The sequence below is a fragment of the Rhodanobacter sp. G1 genome (assembly GCF_055397855.1).
In genome coordinates this window covers 3,523,883-3,537,957 of record NZ_AP039674.1, presented here as the reverse complement: position 1 = coordinate 3,537,957, position 14,075 = coordinate 3,523,883, and the positions used below count along the sequence as shown (strand labels likewise).

General features: G+C 67.0%; 16 protein-coding genes. 14 read left to right on the top strand and 2 right to left on the bottom strand.

The features are described 5' to 3' along the window. Window positions 1-7: 7 nt before the first annotated feature. Entirely contained in the window at window positions 8-784 is a 777-nt protein-coding gene (locus tag ACZ5Z2_RS15700) for a hypothetical protein (RefSeq protein ID WP_464759491.1), read from the top strand. Between the two features lie 7 nt (window positions 785-791). On the opposite strand, the gene ACZ5Z2_RS15695 is transcribed toward ACZ5Z2_RS15700, so the two are convergent. After that, window positions 792-1,499, bottom strand: a complete 708-nt coding sequence (locus ACZ5Z2_RS15695) for a hypothetical protein (protein ID WP_464759490.1) — start codon at window positions 1,497-1,499, stop codon at window positions 792-794. Here ACZ5Z2_RS15695 and ACZ5Z2_RS15690 point away from each other — a divergent pair. The 8 genes from ACZ5Z2_RS15690 (at window position 1,489) to ACZ5Z2_RS15655 (ending at window position 7,071) form a co-directional block, all read left to right on the top strand. Beyond that, window positions 1,489-1,908, top strand: a complete 420-nt coding sequence (locus ACZ5Z2_RS15690; RefSeq protein WP_464759489.1) for an SET domain-containing protein — start codon at window positions 1,489-1,491, stop codon at window positions 1,906-1,908. The genes ACZ5Z2_RS15695 and ACZ5Z2_RS15690 overlap by 11 nt on opposite strands. Before the next feature lie 377 nt (window positions 1,909-2,285). Beyond that, window positions 2,286-2,531 (top strand): hypothetical protein, encoded by a 246-nt coding sequence (locus ACZ5Z2_RS15685; protein ID WP_464759488.1) that lies wholly within the window; start codon window positions 2,286-2,288, stop codon window positions 2,529-2,531. Window positions 2,532-2,871: 340 nt separating this feature from the next. Continuing rightward, entirely contained in the window at window positions 2,872-3,492 is a 621-nt protein-coding gene (gene gmk / locus ACZ5Z2_RS15680; protein WP_464759487.1) for a guanylate kinase, read from the top strand. 70 nt (window positions 3,493-3,562) lie between these two features. Beyond that, window positions 3,563-4,390, top strand: coding sequence for an ABC transporter ATP-binding protein (locus ACZ5Z2_RS15675; protein ID WP_464759486.1), 828 nt, complete (start codon window positions 3,563-3,565; stop codon window positions 4,388-4,390). Next, window positions 4,387-5,160, top strand: coding sequence for a lipid asymmetry maintenance ABC transporter permease subunit MlaE (mlaE, locus tag ACZ5Z2_RS15670; protein WP_464759485.1), 774 nt, complete (start codon window positions 4,387-4,389; stop codon window positions 5,158-5,160). Before ACZ5Z2_RS15675 ends, mlaE begins: the two co-directional genes overlap by 4 nt. 40 nt (window positions 5,161-5,200) lie before the next feature. After that, window positions 5,201-6,070, top strand: a complete 870-nt coding sequence (gene mlaD, locus ACZ5Z2_RS15665) for an outer membrane lipid asymmetry maintenance protein MlaD (protein ID WP_464759484.1) — start codon at window positions 5,201-5,203, stop codon at window positions 6,068-6,070. Between the two features lie 31 nt (window positions 6,071-6,101). Beyond that, the gene (locus tag ACZ5Z2_RS15660) at window positions 6,102-6,779 is read left to right on the top strand and encodes an MlaC/ttg2D family ABC transporter substrate-binding protein (RefSeq protein WP_464759483.1); all 678 of its coding nucleotides are present in this window, start codon (window positions 6,102-6,104) and stop codon (window positions 6,777-6,779) included. Then, on the top strand, window positions 6,769-7,071 hold the full coding sequence (locus tag ACZ5Z2_RS15655) for an STAS domain-containing protein (protein WP_464759482.1): 303 nt from the start codon (window positions 6,769-6,771) through the stop codon (window positions 7,069-7,071). The genes ACZ5Z2_RS15660 and ACZ5Z2_RS15655 overlap by 11 nt, the downstream gene beginning before the upstream one ends. Window positions 7,072-7,123: 52 nt before the next feature. Here the strand turns inward: ACZ5Z2_RS15655 and ACZ5Z2_RS15650 are convergent, their stop codons facing one another. After that, window positions 7,124-7,981 (bottom strand): MlaA family lipoprotein, encoded by an 858-nt coding sequence (locus ACZ5Z2_RS15650; RefSeq protein WP_464759481.1) that lies wholly within the window; start codon window positions 7,979-7,981, stop codon window positions 7,124-7,126. A 198-nt stretch (window positions 7,982-8,179) separates the two neighbouring features. On the opposite strand from ACZ5Z2_RS15650, the gene rpoZ reads away from it, so the two are divergent. The 5 genes from rpoZ to recG all read left to right on the top strand — a co-directional run bounded on the left by rpoZ (window position 8,180) and on the right by recG (window position 13,884). Further along, complete coding sequence (rpoZ, locus tag ACZ5Z2_RS15645; RefSeq protein WP_192162576.1) at window positions 8,180-8,467, top strand: DNA-directed RNA polymerase subunit omega; 288 nt, start codon at window positions 8,180-8,182, stop codon at window positions 8,465-8,467. Window positions 8,468-8,573: 106 nt separating this feature from the next. Further along, window positions 8,574-10,763, top strand: a complete 2,190-nt coding sequence (locus tag ACZ5Z2_RS15640) for a RelA/SpoT family protein (RefSeq protein WP_464759480.1) — start codon at window positions 8,574-8,576, stop codon at window positions 10,761-10,763. 16 nt (window positions 10,764-10,779) lie between these two features. After that, window positions 10,780-11,316 (top strand): cysteine hydrolase family protein, encoded by a 537-nt coding sequence (locus ACZ5Z2_RS15635; RefSeq protein WP_464759479.1) that lies wholly within the window; start codon window positions 10,780-10,782, stop codon window positions 11,314-11,316. Window positions 11,317-11,381: 65 nt separating this feature from the next. After that, a complete protein-coding gene (locus ACZ5Z2_RS15630; protein WP_464759478.1) occupies window positions 11,382-11,768 on the top strand; it encodes a RidA family protein in 387 nt (128 codons plus the stop codon). A gap of 13 nt (window positions 11,769-11,781) precedes the next feature. Further along, the gene (gene recG, locus ACZ5Z2_RS15625; protein ID WP_464759477.1) at window positions 11,782-13,884 is read left to right on the top strand and encodes an ATP-dependent DNA helicase RecG; all 2,103 of its coding nucleotides are present in this window, start codon (window positions 11,782-11,784) and stop codon (window positions 13,882-13,884) included. Window positions 13,885-14,075: the final 191 nt, after the last annotated feature.

The following is a 14,075-nucleotide window of genomic DNA, read 5'->3' as shown; positions in this document are numbered from 1 at the left end:
GAAGACCATGTCAGAGGTTTGGGTAGCGGCTGGAGCCGCCGTTTCTGCTGGCGCCGCCATCTATTCGGCCAACAAGCAAGCCGGTGCTGCCAAGGCTGCGGGAAATGCCAGCGCGCAGGCGGCGCAGGCCAGCATCGACGAACAGCGCCGCGAGTTCGACACCAACCAGCAGAACCAGGCGCCATGGCTCAACACGGGCAAGTCGGCCCTGTCGGTCTTGGCTGGCATGTCTGGCCTCAAGGATGATGGTTCGGGCATGTCGGGGAGTTCGCCGGACTACTCCGCGTTCTACAACTCGCCCGATTACCAGTTCGCGCTGCAGCAAGGTCAGGGCGCCTTGGATCGTGATGCGGCTGCGCGTGGAACGCTCTACAGCGGTGGACACACGGCGGACGCGATCAGCTTCGGTCAGGGACTCGCCAGCCAGCAGTTCGGCAACTTCTACAACCGGATGGCGGGACTCGCTGGCGTCGGCCAGACCACGGCCAACAATCTCGGCCAGCAGGGCATGCAGATGGCGTCGAACATCGGCAACCTGAACATGCAGAACGCCTCGAACCAGATGAACTCCAGCTACAACCAGGCGAATGCGTGGAGCAACTTGGCGGGGCAGGTGGGGCAGATCGGTGGGCAACTGGCTGGGTACTACATGAACCAGCCGTCCAACCCATGGAGCACCCCGATTGTGGGTTCCAACTATGCGACGCCCACCATCAGCGCGCCGAGCACATCGCTAACGATGCCGAACTACCACCCGACCCTTGCGCCGGTGTCTTACATGTAGCAGCAAACTATTGAGAAAGGCTGCTTACACGAGTCGGTGACGATGACCTGTTGTTAGGATCACGGAGCATCTTCACGACCGAGCGCGCGACTTGCGCAATATCGTCGCTGTGCTGCGGATCGGCCATGGTTGCCCATTCGCCAGTCAGATCCTTTCGCTGTTCGGGGCTGAGTAGGAGACGATTACAGCTCGCGGCACCTGGATCGCATCCCCTGATCAGCATTGCGGCCATGGTTGCGGTAAGGGCCAGATTGTTCATTGCGTCCTGCTGTTTCAGCGTGTCGGCCGCACTGTCGTTGATCAATTGGGCTTTCGGCAGTGGGTGGCCCGACAGTGCGGAGTTCACTCGATCAAGTATTCGCTGCGCACCCCAATGTAGCGTTTGTAGGGATGTCATCATCAGCTGAGCAGCTGTTGCGATCTTGTCGTCTGTGCTGTGCTGAAATGGTGCGACGAGTGACCAAGCACATTCCAGCCGCGAGAGGTTTGATCGAAGTGCATAGACCACATCGAACGGTGATTGCGGCGTCGCTGTGGTTGCTTTAAGCACCTCGTAGCCACCGGCTTGCGTTTGGTGATCTGCCAGTGTGACTGCTCTGAAGAATTGTCCGGCCTCATTGCTTGCGCCTGAACTTGGCAATGGGCAGACAGCAACCGCTTTTGCCGGTGCGAACAAGGCGGACAGTGCTAGGAGAACGGTGAGAATGCGGATCATGACGTTGCCCCCTATGTCAATGCGGAGAAGTGTAAGGCCATCCTGCCCCGCTGACTTTCAAGCGTTTCTCGATGAGATAGGGGTAACGCAGGCACAGATGGACATGGCTCGTGCCGCGTCTCCCCCTCCCGTGGAAGTTGCCGATGACCGAATCCACCGTGTGCAATCCTCTCCCATTGAGGGGCTTGGGGTATTCAGTGGCACTGGCTACAAGACAGGGGATCACGTCTGCACGTTGCGGCTTGGTGCGAGATGGACGGTATGTGGCCGGTATATCAATCACGCCCCGCGACCGAACGCCATGGCAATCATGGACGGGGACGGAACTATCGCTATCGCAACGCGTGATATCTGCGAGGGCGATGAAATCACCCTGGATTATCGCCAAGTCAAAGCGGCGCTTTCCTGAGAACGGGTGAGACAACTTGTCCCACCTGTTGAGGTAGCCAAACACGACACGCATCGCGCGCGAGGGCACCCCAGTCATCGGCCCGCGCCTGACTTTCGCGCGTCGGCTTCGCCTGGACGGCCCATCGGATGAGGCCTGACGGCTGGAGCATCGGCAGCATGCGTCAGTGCGCAGCATGGCGCTGTAGGCGCTCTCCGACAGCCTGTGTGGGCTCGTGGGGATCGGACAGGCTGATGCAGGGCTCCCTGACAATCCTGTCAGGGAATGCCGACATCGGTCAGTTCACCGCTCCGGCATCCTTGCGATTGCCTCGCGAGCCCAACTCTGGGGCGGCCATTGTCCAAGGCCTACCTTCAACCCAGCCCAAGGCGCCAAACATGAACATCCTGTTCGCCATCCGGGAAGATGACGCTGGCATGTGGTGCATCTGCCGCGCACAGACCTGCCTGAGAAACCGCCTCACCCTGGCGCAGGCCATCACCGAGGCGCGCAAGCTGGCACGGGATCACTACGAGCGAACCGGCTTGACCGCTTCCGTGGATCTGGTCAGTCCGGAAAGCGCGACCCGCTTAAGCCACTACGCTCGCCCCAGCACTGAGTCTGACGGCGCCGCTGTGGCCTAGCTTCGGGTGTTGCCCTGCTATCAGGGCGGAACAGGTGGTCACCGCGACGCGCTGGGGGCGAAAGGTAGGTGGCGATCATCCGGTGGCTCGCGCCTGGTCGGGCGGTACTGCATCCCCCGCTATACTGACGCCCCTGTCATCCAACGCACTATGCCGATGCCTAGCGCCCCATTTGGTTGTACCCATGCCTGTACCCACAGGGAAAAGCTAAGTGTGGGAACCCTTTTATGGCGCGGTTTGTGCGCCCTACTGGTGGTTTAGGTGCAATCCGGCAAGCCCTGGCCCCTCACCCCAACCCTCTCCCCGGCGGGGAGAGGGGGCGAACGGACTGCGCGCTTTCATGAATATTGAACCGAGCACCCTGTTCGTGGTCGCCGCGCCCTCCGGCGCCGGCAAGTCCACCCTGGTCAACGCGCTGCTGGAGCGCGAGCCGGCGATCTCGCTGTCGGTCTCGCACACCACGCGGCCGCCGCGGCCGGGCGAGCTGTACGGACGCCACTACTACTTCACCGAGCGCGCGGAGTTCGAGCGCGAGATCGCCGAAGGCATCTTCCTCGAACACGCCGAGGTGCACGGCAACCTGTACGGCACCTCGCGCGACAAGGTGGACGCGCTGCTGGCGCAGGGCCGCGACGTGCTGTTGGAGATCGACTGGCAGGGCGCGGCGCAGATCCGCCGGAGCAAGCCGGACTGCGTGAGCGTGTTCATCCTGCCGCCGTCGCGCGCGGAACTGGAGCGCCGTTTGCGCGGTCGAGGTTCGGACGCGCCGGAGGTGATCGATCGGCGCCTCGCCAATTCGCGGGGCGAGATCGCGCACGCCCACGAGTTCGACTACATCATCGTCAACGACCGCTTCGAGGAGGCGCTGGACGAACTGCAGGCCATCGTGCGCGCGGTGCGCCTGCGCAGTTCCTTGCAATGCCGCCGGCACGAAGCCCTGATCGCCGAGCTGCTGGCCTGAACGCCGCGCCATCGCCCGGGACGTTTCCCGGCTTGGCTGCCTTCCGCCGCTCCGCTAACGTAGCCCGCCTATGAACGCCGCCGCCCCCTCCGACGACACGCTGATCCGCATCCGCGGCCTCACCACCGTGCTCAACGGCAAGAAAGTCTTCGACGCGCTGGACATGGACATCCCGCGCGGCAAGGTCACCGCGATCATGGGCCCCAGCGGCACCGGCAAGACCACCCTGCTCAAGCACATCACCGGACAGATGCGTGGCGACGCCGGGCAGGTGCTGGTGGACGGAAAGAACGTGCCGGAACTGAACCGCGAGGCGTTGTACGCGCTGCGCGAGAAGATCGGCTACCTGTTCCAGAACTCGGCCCTGCTCACCGACTTCGACGTGTTCGAGAACGTGGCCTTCCCGCTGCGCCAGCACACGCAGTTGCCCGAGGTGCTGATCCGCAACATCGTGATGACCAAGCTGCAGGCGGTGGGCCTGCGCGGCGCGGCGCCGCTGATGCCCAGCGAACTGTCCGGCGGCATGGCGCGGCGCGTGGCGCTGGCGCGGGCGATCGTGTTCGACCCGATGCTGATTCTTTACGACGAGCCGTTTGTGGGCCTCGACCCGATCGCGCTGAACCAGGTGCTGAAGCTGATCCGCACGCTCAACCAGACGCTGGGCATCACCAGCGTGCTGGTGGCGCACGAACTGGAGGCGATCAAGCAGGTCGCCGACCATATCTACCTGATCGCCAACGGCAAGGTGGTGGCGCAGGGCGACCCGAAGACGATTGCCGACGACGGCTCGCCGTGGACGCGGCAGTTCTTCGGTGGCGAGGCGGACGGCCCGGTGCCGTTCCAGTACCCGGCCGGCGACTACGCCGAGGCGCTGGGTTTTCCGGGAGGCAAGGCATGAACGCGCGGGTCGGCGACGACAACATCGTGGTGCGCTCGCTGTCGCAGATCGGCGATTGCGGGCTGTTCCTGCTGCAGGTGCTCGCGGCGATCCCGCGCAGCCTGCGCCACGGGCGCGAGACGGTGCGCCAGCTGTGGTTCGTGGGCGCGATGAGCCTCACCATCATCATGACCTGCGGTCTGTTCGTGGGCATGGTGCTGGAGCTGCAGCTCTACCACGTGCTGTCGATGTTCGGCAGCACCTCGATGAGCGGCACGGTGGTGGCGATCGCGACCTACCGCGAGCTGGGGCCGGTGGTCACCGCGCTGCTGTTCGCGGGGCGCGCCGGCACCGCGATCACCGCCGAGATCGGCCTGATGCGCGCCACCGACCAGATCGCCGCGATGGAGCTGATGGCGGTCGATCCGCTGGCCTACGTGGCGGCGCCGCGCTTCATCGCCGGGCTGTTCGCGATGCCGCTGCTGTGCTGCGTGTTCTGCGCGCTGGCGGTGTTCGGCGGGCACCTGGTGGGCGTGTCGTGGCTGGGCATCGACAACGGCACGTTCTGGTCGAACATGACTGCCACCGTGGACGTGTGGCAGGACATCGTCAGCGGCGTGATCTGGAAAAGCCTCGCCTTCGGCGCGGTGGTGGCGCTGATCGCGGTGTTCCAGGGCTATACCGCACCGCCCACCAGCGAGGGCGTGGCCTACGCCACCACCCGCACCGTGGTCGCCTCGTCCATCGCCATCCTGGCGCTGGACTTCGTGCTGACCGCGTTCCTGATGTGACCGTTTCGATGATGACCCGATTTCCCCTGAGGATGCAGCCGTGAGCCAGAGAAAATCCTATGCCGTCGGCACCGGCCTGTTCATCGTGCTCGGCTTCGCCGCGCTGGCCTATCTCGCCACCCAGACCAGCTCGGTGGCGAACCACAACCAGGGCGCCAGCTACACGGTGGACGCGCAGTTCGAGAACGTCGGCCAGCTCAAGGAGCGCGCCCCGGTGAAGATCGCCGGCGTGCGCGTGGGCCAGGTGCAGTCGATCGCGCTGGAGCCGGGCAAGTCGGTGGCCGACGTGAAGCTGGCCATCGACAAGCGCTATGCCGACATCCCCGCCGACTCGGTGGCGACGATCTTCACCAGCGGCCTGCTCGGCGACCAGTACGTGGGCATCGAGTACGGTCACGCCAAGAAGTACGTGGCCGACGGCGGTAAGCTGGCGCTGACCCGTTCCAGCGAGCCGCTGGAGGAGATGATCGGCAAGTTCTTCGGCGCCGGCGGCGCGGCCGACAACATCGGCGGCAGCTACGAAGTCACCGCCCGCTTCAGCAACGTGGGCACGCTGTCGGCGGGCTCGCCGGTGAAGATGGCGGGCGTGCCGATCGGCCAGGTGCTGTCGGTGCAGGCCGAGCCGGCCAAGCTCGACGCGCTGGTGACGCTGGCCATCGACAACCGCTACAACCAGATTCCCGACGACTCCGCCGCCGCGGTGTTCACCAGCGGTTTGATCGGCAGCCAGTACGTTGCGATCCAGCCCGGCGGCTCGCCGGACATGCTGAAGAACGGCGACGAGATGATCCTCACGCAGTCGGCGATGCAGCTGGAAGACCTGATCGGCAAGTTCCTGGTCAACGGTTCCGGCAGCGGCGACGGCAAGCAGGGCGCCAACCCCACAACGACCCCCGCCGGCAAGCATTGAGCCGGCACGCGACAGACACAGGAGTTTCCGCATGATGCGTCATCTGGCCCTCGCCCTCGCCGTCGCTTTCGGCGGCACGCTCGCCGCGCCGGCCTTCGCCCAGCAGGCGGCGCAGCAGCCCGCCGCCCAGCAGACACCGACCCAGGTGGTGCAGGGCATCACCCAGCAGCTCGATGCCGCCGTGGCCGGCCACAAGGCCGAGCTGCAGCAGAACCAGGAGAAGCTGATCGGCGTCATCAACGGCGTGTTCCTGCCGCACTTCGACGTGGATTACGCGGCGATCCTGGTGCTCGGCCAGCACGCGCGCGAGGCTTCTCCCGGGCAACGCGCCGAGTTCGCCAAGGCGTTCTACAACTCGATCACGCGCCGTTACGCGCAGGGCCTGCTCAACTACACCGCGGGCGTGGTGAAGGTGCTGCCGACCGACGCCGGCGACCTCAACGCCAAGCGCAGCGTGGTGCGCACCCAGGTGGCCACCGGCGACGGCAAGACGGTGTCGGTGGACTTCGTGTTCCGCAAGACCGCCAGCGGCGAGTGGAAGGCCTACGACGTGGTGATCGAAGGCATCTCCTACATCACCAACTACCGCAACCAGGTCGATGCGGAGATCCGCAAGGTCGGCCTCGACCAGCTGATCAAGAACCTGCAGACCCAGGGCGACCAGGCGCTGAAGTCGATGGAGCAGGACGGCAAGGGCCATGGCGGCTGACGGCGGGTTCAAGCTGGATCGCGCCACGCCAGGAGCGCTGGCGCTGTCCGGCACGCTGGGCTTCGCCACGGCTGCTGCGGCCTTGCGGGACTTGAGCGAGGCGCTGCGCGCGGGCGATCGCACGCAGCTCGACCTTGCCGGCGTGCGCAGCAGCGACAGCGCCGGGCTGGCATGCATGCTGGCGGTGCTCGCCGAGGCGCGCGGACGTGGCCAGGATGTGGGTCTGCTTCACGTGCCCGAAGGCATGCGCACGCTCGCGCAGGTCAGCGGCGTGGAAGCGCTGCTGGGTTGAGCCGTGCCGAGGTACGCATGCGGAAACGGGGCCAGCTGGCCCCGTTCTCGTTTCATTGCTTCGCTGGCGTCGTCGATGCCGGTGCCGATGTCGATGAGCCTTGCTGCTGCTCCCATTGCTTCTGCTGTTCCAGCAATTCGTCGGGATCGAAGCCCTGCTGGTCGACACCCTGCATCTTCTCGATCACCTCGGCCGGCGGGTTGCCGTCGTACAGCATGTACAGCCGGCGCTGGCGATACGCGTCGCGCAGGAAGGCATAGGGATCGTAGGCGGATTGCAGGAAGCCTTCCGCGTCGATCAGCTGCGAGCGCATCGACACCACGTACAGCACCTGCGGCAGGTAGTACTGGCCGTAGCTGAAGTAGTGGGTGCGCGCGACGATGCTCAGCGGATCGAAGAAATAGCCGTCCACCGGGTAGTGCCATATATCGCGCGCCGTGCTGGGGCCGAGCAGGGGCAGCATCACGAAATCGCCTTCCGGCACGCCCCAGCGCGCGAGGGTGATGCCGAAGTCGGTGCTCTGCTGCGGTAGCCCCAGTTTGGTGGCGGGATCGAAGATGCCGCCCACGCCGACCGTGAGGTTGATCAGGAAGCGCCCGGTATTCCCCAGCGCCTGCGAAGGCCGCGCCTGCAGCAGGTCGTTGGCGATGGTGACCGGCAGCTCGATGTTGGTGAAGAAGTTGTTGACCGCGCGCCGCACCGGCGGATTGGTCACCTTGCGGTAGCCCACCGCCGCGGGGCGCAGCACGGCCTTGTCCAGCGTGTCGTTGAACGCGTAGACCTTGCGGTTGACCTTCTGCAGCGGATCGTCGGTGCGCGGCGGCGCGATGGCGCAGCCGGCCAGCAGCACCACGGCAAGCAGGGTCAGGCTGCGGCGCGGGAAAAATCGGGACAGTGGAGGCATCGGCATGGAGGCGCGGCCAGGTGGGGAGCGTGGCTGGGGGGGCGTTGGGATTTTAATAGTGTACTGCCTGGTTTTATATCTTGCACGGGTTTCGCCGTGCTTTCGCATCCCGTTGGCGTCCGCGCACGGCTTGCGTTGCCAGTCCGGCGCCGGCTGCTCTAAACTGTCACCTTGTATAAGTCTATATTTCCCTAAGGATTTGGCATGGCACGCATTACCGTGGAAGACTGCCTCGAGGTGGTCGACAACCGATTCGAGCTGGTATTGATGGCGACCAAGCGCGCCCGTCAGCTCGCCAAGGGCGCCGAACCGGCAGTCAACCCGAACAACGACAAGCCGTCGGTGCTTGCGCTGCGCGAGATCGCCGGTCGCCGCATCGACCAGGCCACCATCGACGAGATCGACAAGGCCGAGCGCGAGCGCGCCGAGCGCGAGGCGCTGGAATGGGCTGCCGCCGAGGTGGATGACGACCTCAAGGTCGGCGACGATTGATGGAGTGTGGCTGTAGACCGCGCACGCATCGCATCGGGGCAACCGATGGACATGCACGCGCGGTCGGCCGCCTTCAGCCCTGCCGCATGACCGCGCCGTTGGCGCGATGCCTCAGGCGAGTCCTCCAATGACCGCCGCCAGCACGCCAGTCGTCATCGATCCCGCCTCGTTGCCGCCGTACGTGCTGGCCTTGAAAGACCAGCTTGGCTATCTGCCGGAAGCGCAGCTGCAGCGGGTGCTGCGCGCGTTCGAGGTCGGCGCGCAGGCGCACGAAGGGCAGACCCGCAAGAGCGGCGAGCCCTACATCACCCATCCGGTCGCCGTGGCCGGCATCCTCGCCGAACTGGGCATGGACGCCGAGACCATCATCGCGGCGATCCTGCACGACACGCTGGAAGATACCGCGCTCAGCCGCAGCGCGCTGGCCGCCGAATTCGGCGAGACCGTGGCCGAGCTGGTGGACGGCGTCACCAAGCTGGACAAGATGCGCTTCGGCAGCCGCCAGGAGGCGGATGCGGAGAGCTTCCGCAAGATGCTGCTGGCGATGGCGCGCGACCTGCGCGTGATCCTGATCAAGCTGGCCGACCGCCTGCACAACATGCGCACGCTGGGCGCGAAGGACGCGCCATCGCGCCGCCGCATCGCGCGCGAGACGCTGGAGATCTACGCGCCCATCGCGCAGCGCCTGGGCATGAACGCGATCAAGGCCGAGCTGCAGGATCTCGGTTTCCGCGCATTGCATCCGGATCGCTACCGCGTCATCAGCGAGCGCATCCGCGCCGCGCTGGGCAACCGCCGCGAGGCGATGGGCAAGATCGAGGCCGCGTTGTCGCAGCGGCTGGCCGGCGAGCACCTGTCGGGACGCGTGGTGGGGCGGATCAAGTCGGCGTGGAGCATCTATTCCAAGATGCGCCACGAGCACAAGAGCTTCGCCCAGCTGATGGACGTGTACGGCTTCCGCGTGGTGGTCGACAGCGCGCTGGATTGCTACAAGGCGCTGGGCGTGGTGCACGGGCTGTACAAGCCGGTGGATCGGCGCTTCAAGGACTTCATCGCGATCCCCAAGGCGAACGGCTACCAGTCGCTGCACACCGTGCTGCTCGGCCCGTTCGGCGCGCCGATCGAGGTGCAGATCCGCACCGCCGAGATGGACTCGGTGGCCGAGCGCGGCGTGGCCGCGCACTGGGCCTACAAGACCGATTCGGGCCCGGCGAACAGCGCGCAGGCGCGCGCGCGCGAGTGGCTGTCCTCGCTGGCCGACAGCCAGATCAACACCGCCTCGTCGGCCGAGTTCATCGAGAACGTCAAGATCGACCTGTTCCCGGACGAGGTCTACCTGTTCACCCCGCGCGGCGACATCCTCGCCTTGCCGCGCAACGCCACCGCGCTGGACTTCGCCTACGCCGTGCATACCGACGTGGGCGACCACGCGGTGGCCGCGCGCGTGGACAAGAAGCTGCTGCCGCTGCGCACGCGGCTGGAATCGGGCCAACTGGTGGAGATCATCACCGCGCCGTCGGCGGTGCCGAACCCGGCGTGGCTGGAATCGGTGGTCACCGGCAAGGCGCGCACCGCGATCCGCCAATACCTCAAGCACCTGCAGCACGAGGACGCGGTGGACTTCGGCCATCGCATGCTCGACCGCGCGCTGGACGCGCGCGGCAGCAGCCTCGACGCGATTCCGACCGACGTGCTGGATCGCTTCCTGCACGAAGCGCGGCTGAAACGGCTGGAGGAGCTGCTGGCCGAGATCGCGCTGGGCAACCGCATGCCCGACGTGGTGGCGCGCCACCTGCTGGCGCTGCGCGACGGCCAGTCCGACGATGCCGCGCCGGGCGCCGGCATGGCGCACGACAAGATCCGCATCACCGGCGCCGAGCGCGGCGTGCTCAGCTTCGCCAATTGCTGCCACCCGCTGCCGGGCGATGCGATCTTCGGCTACCTGTCGCCGGGCAAGGGCATCGTGGTGCATCGCGAGGAATGCCCGAACGTGGCCGAACTGCGCAAGTCGCCCGAGCGTTGCGTGGCGATCGAATGGGATCACGACGTGCAGGGCGACTACCGCGCCGAGCTGCGCATCGAGGTGATCAACCGCCCCGGCGTGCTCGCCACCATCGCCGCGGCCATCGCGGCGGCGGACTCCAACATCGACAACGTGGAATACGTCGAGCGCGACCTTGCCGCCGCCGCCCTGCTGTTCGCCATCGAGGTGAAGAACCGCAAGCACCTTGCCGAGGTGATCCGCCGCGTGCGCCGCACCGGCGTGGTGAGCGGCGTCTACCGCTATCCGCTGTGACGCGCAGGGCGCCGCGATGGGTTCCACGACCGCGCTACTGGTGATCGACCTGCAGGCCGGCGTGCTGGAAGGCTGCTTCGACGTCGAGGGCGTGGTCGCGCGCGCCGGCACCCTCGTGGCGCGCGCGCGCCGCGAAGGCGTGCCGGTGGTCTGGGTACAGCATGAGGAAACGGAGATGCCGCACGGCAGCGCGGGGTGGCGGCTCATGCCGGGTCTTGTGCCGACGCCTGGCGAGGCGACGATCCGCAAGACCTACTGCGACGCCTTCGTCGACACGCCCTTGCGCGGCGTGCTCGACGGCCTCGGTGCGAAGCGGCTGGTGCTCGCCGGCGCGCAGAGCGACTACTGCATACGCGCCACCGCGCAGCGCGCGGTGACCGAAGGCTATTCCATCGCGCTGGTCAGCGACGTGCACACTACCGCCGATGCCGCCTTCGGAGGCGTGGCGATCAGCGGCGAACAGATCGTGGCGCACCTCAATCGATCCGTCGGCGGCCTGGCGTGCCCGGGCGTCGCGGTCGAGCTCGCCACGCACGATGCCGTGATGTTGTGACGTCTGCGACGCGGGGCCTGCTCGTTTAGACTGGCGGGCCTGAATGCAGCCGCGAGGTTCCCGCCATGCCGTCCCGCCAGATCATCGCCACCACCCATGCGCCCGCCGCCATCGGCCCGTATTCGCAGGCGGTGCGCGTCGGCGACACCGTGTATTTCTCCGGGCAGATCCCGCTCGACCCGGCCACCGGCAATCTCGTCGGCGGCGACATCACGGCGCAGGCGCGGCGCGTGTTCGACAACCTGGTGGCGGTGGCGCAGGCGGCCGGCGGTTCGCTGGCGGAGGTCGTGCGCGTGGGCATCTACGTCACCGACCTGGCCAACTTCGCCGAGGTGAATGCGGTGATGGCCGAGTACTTCCAGCAGCCGTATCCGGCGCGCTCCACCATCGAGGTATCGGCGCTGCCCAAGGGCGCGCAGGTGGAGGTGGACGCGATCATGGTGCTGGGCTGATCCGCATCGCCCGATGACGAGCGTCGCCGTCGCAGCGGATGCAGGCGCGCAGCCCGTGGCCGGGCTGCCGGGCGTGGGGCCGGCGCTGCAGGAGCTGTTGCGCAAGCTGGGCCTGGAGCGGGTGCAGGATCTGTGGTTCCACCTGCCGCTGCGCTACGAGGATCGCACCTGCGTCACCGCCATCGCCGACCTGCGTCCGGGCCAGAGCGCCCAGGTGGTGGGTACGGTCGAAGCGGTGGAGCGCGGTTTCCGTTATCGCCCGCAGCTGAAGGTGGCGATAGCCGACGACTCGCAGCAAACCCTGCAACTGCGCTTCTTCCACTTCAACCGTGCGCAGGCCGAACAGCTCGCGCCGGGAGCGCGCCTGTTGTGCTTCGGCGAAGTACGCCATGCGGCGCAGGGGCTGGAGATGGTGCATCCGCAATACCGTCGGCTGGCTGCGGGCGAGGATGCCGCGGTGGAGGATCGGCTGAGCCCGGTCTATCCGACCACCGAAGGGCTGGGGCAGAAGCGGCTGGCCGGCGTGATCGCCAAGGCGCTGGCCTTGCTGCCGCCGGAGTCGGCGCTGGAGCTGATTCCGCACGACCTGTGCGCGGCGCATGGTCTTGCCTCGTTGCGCGATGCCCTGCTCACCGTGCACCGCCCCCCGCCCGATGCGAGGCTGGATCTGCTGCTGCATGGCCGGCATCCCGCGCAACAGCGCCTGGCCTTCGAGGAACTGCTGACCCAGCACCTCAGCCTGAAGCGCATGCGCGCGGCCGTGCAGAGGCGCCGGGCGCCGCGGCTGGCCGCTGCGGGAGCGTTGCGCGAGCGCTTGCTGGCGTCGCTGCCGTTCGCGCTCACCGCCGCGCAGCAGCGCGTGGACGCGGAGGTGCGGCGCGACCTCGCGCAGGCGAGCCCGATGCTGCGGCTGGTGCAGGGCGACGTGGGTTCGGGCAAGACCGTGGTCGCGGCGCTGGCGGCGCTGGCGGCGGTGGAGTCCGGCCAGCAGGTGGCGCTGGTGGCGCCCACCGAGCTGCTGGCCGAACAGCACCTGCGCAATTTTCGCCACTGGCTGACGCCGCTGGGCGTGGACGTGGAGTGGCTGGCCGGCAAGCAGCAGGGCAGGGCGCGGCAGGCGGCGATGTGCCGCGTGGCCGAGGGCGCGCCGGTGACAGTGGGCACGCATGCGCTGATGCAGGAAGGCGTGGCGTTCGCACGGCTGGGGCTGGTGATCGTGGACGAACAGCACCGCTTCGGCGTGCAGCAGCGTCTCGCGCTGCACGACAAAGGGGCCGATCATGCGCGCGGCGAGGTGCCGCACCAGTTGGTGCTCACCGCCACGCCGATACCGCGCACGCTGGCGATGAGCGCCTACGCTGACCTCGACGTGTCCGCCATCGACGAATTGCCGCCGGGCCGCACGCCGGTGCAGACGGTGGCGGTGTCCAATGCGCGCCGCGCCGAAGTGGTCGAGCGCATCCGCGTAGCCTGCGCCGAAGGGCGCCAGGCCTACTGGGTATGCACGCTGATCGAGGAGTCCGAGCAGTTGCGCGCGCAGGCTGCCGAGGTGGCGCACGTGGAACTCTCCGCCGCGCTCGCCGGTTGCAGGGTGGGCCTGATCCACGGCCGCCTGAAGCCGAAGGAGAAGCAGGCGGTGATGGACGCGTTCAAGGTCGGCGAACTGGCCGTGCTGGTCGCCACCACGGTGATCGAGGTGGGCGTGGACGTGCCCAACGCCAGCCTGATGGTGATCGAGAATTCGGAGCGCCTCGGACTGGCCCAACTGCACCAGTTGCGCGGTCGCGTGGGTCGCGGCGCGGTGGCTTCGAACTGCGTGCTGCTGTACCAGCCGCCGCTGGGACAGCTCGCGCGCGAGCGCCTGGCCGTGATGCGCGAGACGAACGACGGATTCCGCATCGCCGAGAAGGATCTGGAGCTGCGCGGCCCCGGCGAAGTGCTGGGCACGCGCCAGACCGGCCAGCTCAGCTTCCGCATCGCCGACCTTTCGCGCGATGCGCACTTGCTGCCTGCCGTGCAGCAGGTGGGCGAGCGTCTGCTGGCCGGACATCCGCGCGAGGCGGATCGGCTGATCGCGCGCTGGATCGGCGGCGCGGCGCGCTACGCAAGGGCGTGACTTTTGCGATCATCCCCGATCGCGAAAAAATCGTCTGGAACGATTTTTGACATCGCGTCAGCGATGGCCCAAAGGGCGGCCGCCAAGGATGGCGGTCGCAAGATCAAACGGGCGGCCGTCCTTGGCCGCACTTGGTCGGTATTTTTGCAATCATCCCCGATTGCGAAGGTCAAACGGGCGGCCATCCATGG

What these genes read in the sequence shown, in the direction of transcription:
- ACZ5Z2_RS15650 (WP_464759481.1), bottom strand. Translation starts at nt 7,981, where the DNA reads ATGCCGATGCCTCCACTGTCCCGATTTTTCCCGCGCCGCAGCCTGACC.
- rpoZ (WP_192162576.1), top strand. Translation starts at nt 8,180, where the DNA reads ATGGCACGCATTACCGTGGAAGACTGCCTCGAGGTGGTCGACAACCGA.
- ACZ5Z2_RS15700 (WP_464759491.1), top strand. Translation starts at nt 8, where the DNA reads ATGTCAGAGGTTTGGGTAGCGGCTGGAGCCGCCGTTTCTGCTGGCGCC.
- ACZ5Z2_RS15630 (WP_464759478.1), top strand. Translation starts at nt 11,382, where the DNA reads ATGCCGTCCCGCCAGATCATCGCCACCACCCATGCGCCCGCCGCCATC.
- ACZ5Z2_RS15655 (WP_464759482.1), top strand. Translation starts at nt 6,769, where the DNA reads ATGGCGGCTGACGGCGGGTTCAAGCTGGATCGCGCCACGCCAGGAGCG.
- ACZ5Z2_RS15690 (WP_464759489.1), top strand. Translation starts at nt 1,489, where the DNA reads ATGCGGATCATGACGTTGCCCCCTATGTCAATGCGGAGAAGTGTAAGG.
- recG (WP_464759477.1), top strand. Translation starts at nt 11,782, where the DNA reads ATGACGAGCGTCGCCGTCGCAGCGGATGCAGGCGCGCAGCCCGTGGCC.
- ACZ5Z2_RS15675 (WP_464759486.1), top strand. Translation starts at nt 3,563, where the DNA reads ATGAACGCCGCCGCCCCCTCCGACGACACGCTGATCCGCATCCGCGGC.
- ACZ5Z2_RS15695 (WP_464759490.1), bottom strand. Translation starts at nt 1,499, where the DNA reads ATGATCCGCATTCTCACCGTTCTCCTAGCACTGTCCGCCTTGTTCGCA.
- ACZ5Z2_RS15685 (WP_464759488.1), top strand. Translation starts at nt 2,286, where the DNA reads ATGAACATCCTGTTCGCCATCCGGGAAGATGACGCTGGCATGTGGTGC.
- mlaE (WP_464759485.1), top strand. Translation starts at nt 4,387, where the DNA reads ATGAACGCGCGGGTCGGCGACGACAACATCGTGGTGCGCTCGCTGTCG.
- ACZ5Z2_RS15640 (WP_464759480.1), top strand. Translation starts at nt 8,574, where the DNA reads ATGCCTCAGGCGAGTCCTCCAATGACCGCCGCCAGCACGCCAGTCGTC.
- ACZ5Z2_RS15660 (WP_464759483.1), top strand. Translation starts at nt 6,102, where the DNA reads ATGATGCGTCATCTGGCCCTCGCCCTCGCCGTCGCTTTCGGCGGCACG.
- gmk (WP_464759487.1), top strand. Translation starts at nt 2,872, where the DNA reads ATGAATATTGAACCGAGCACCCTGTTCGTGGTCGCCGCGCCCTCCGGC.
- ACZ5Z2_RS15635 (WP_464759479.1), top strand. Translation starts at nt 10,780, where the DNA reads ATGGGTTCCACGACCGCGCTACTGGTGATCGACCTGCAGGCCGGCGTG.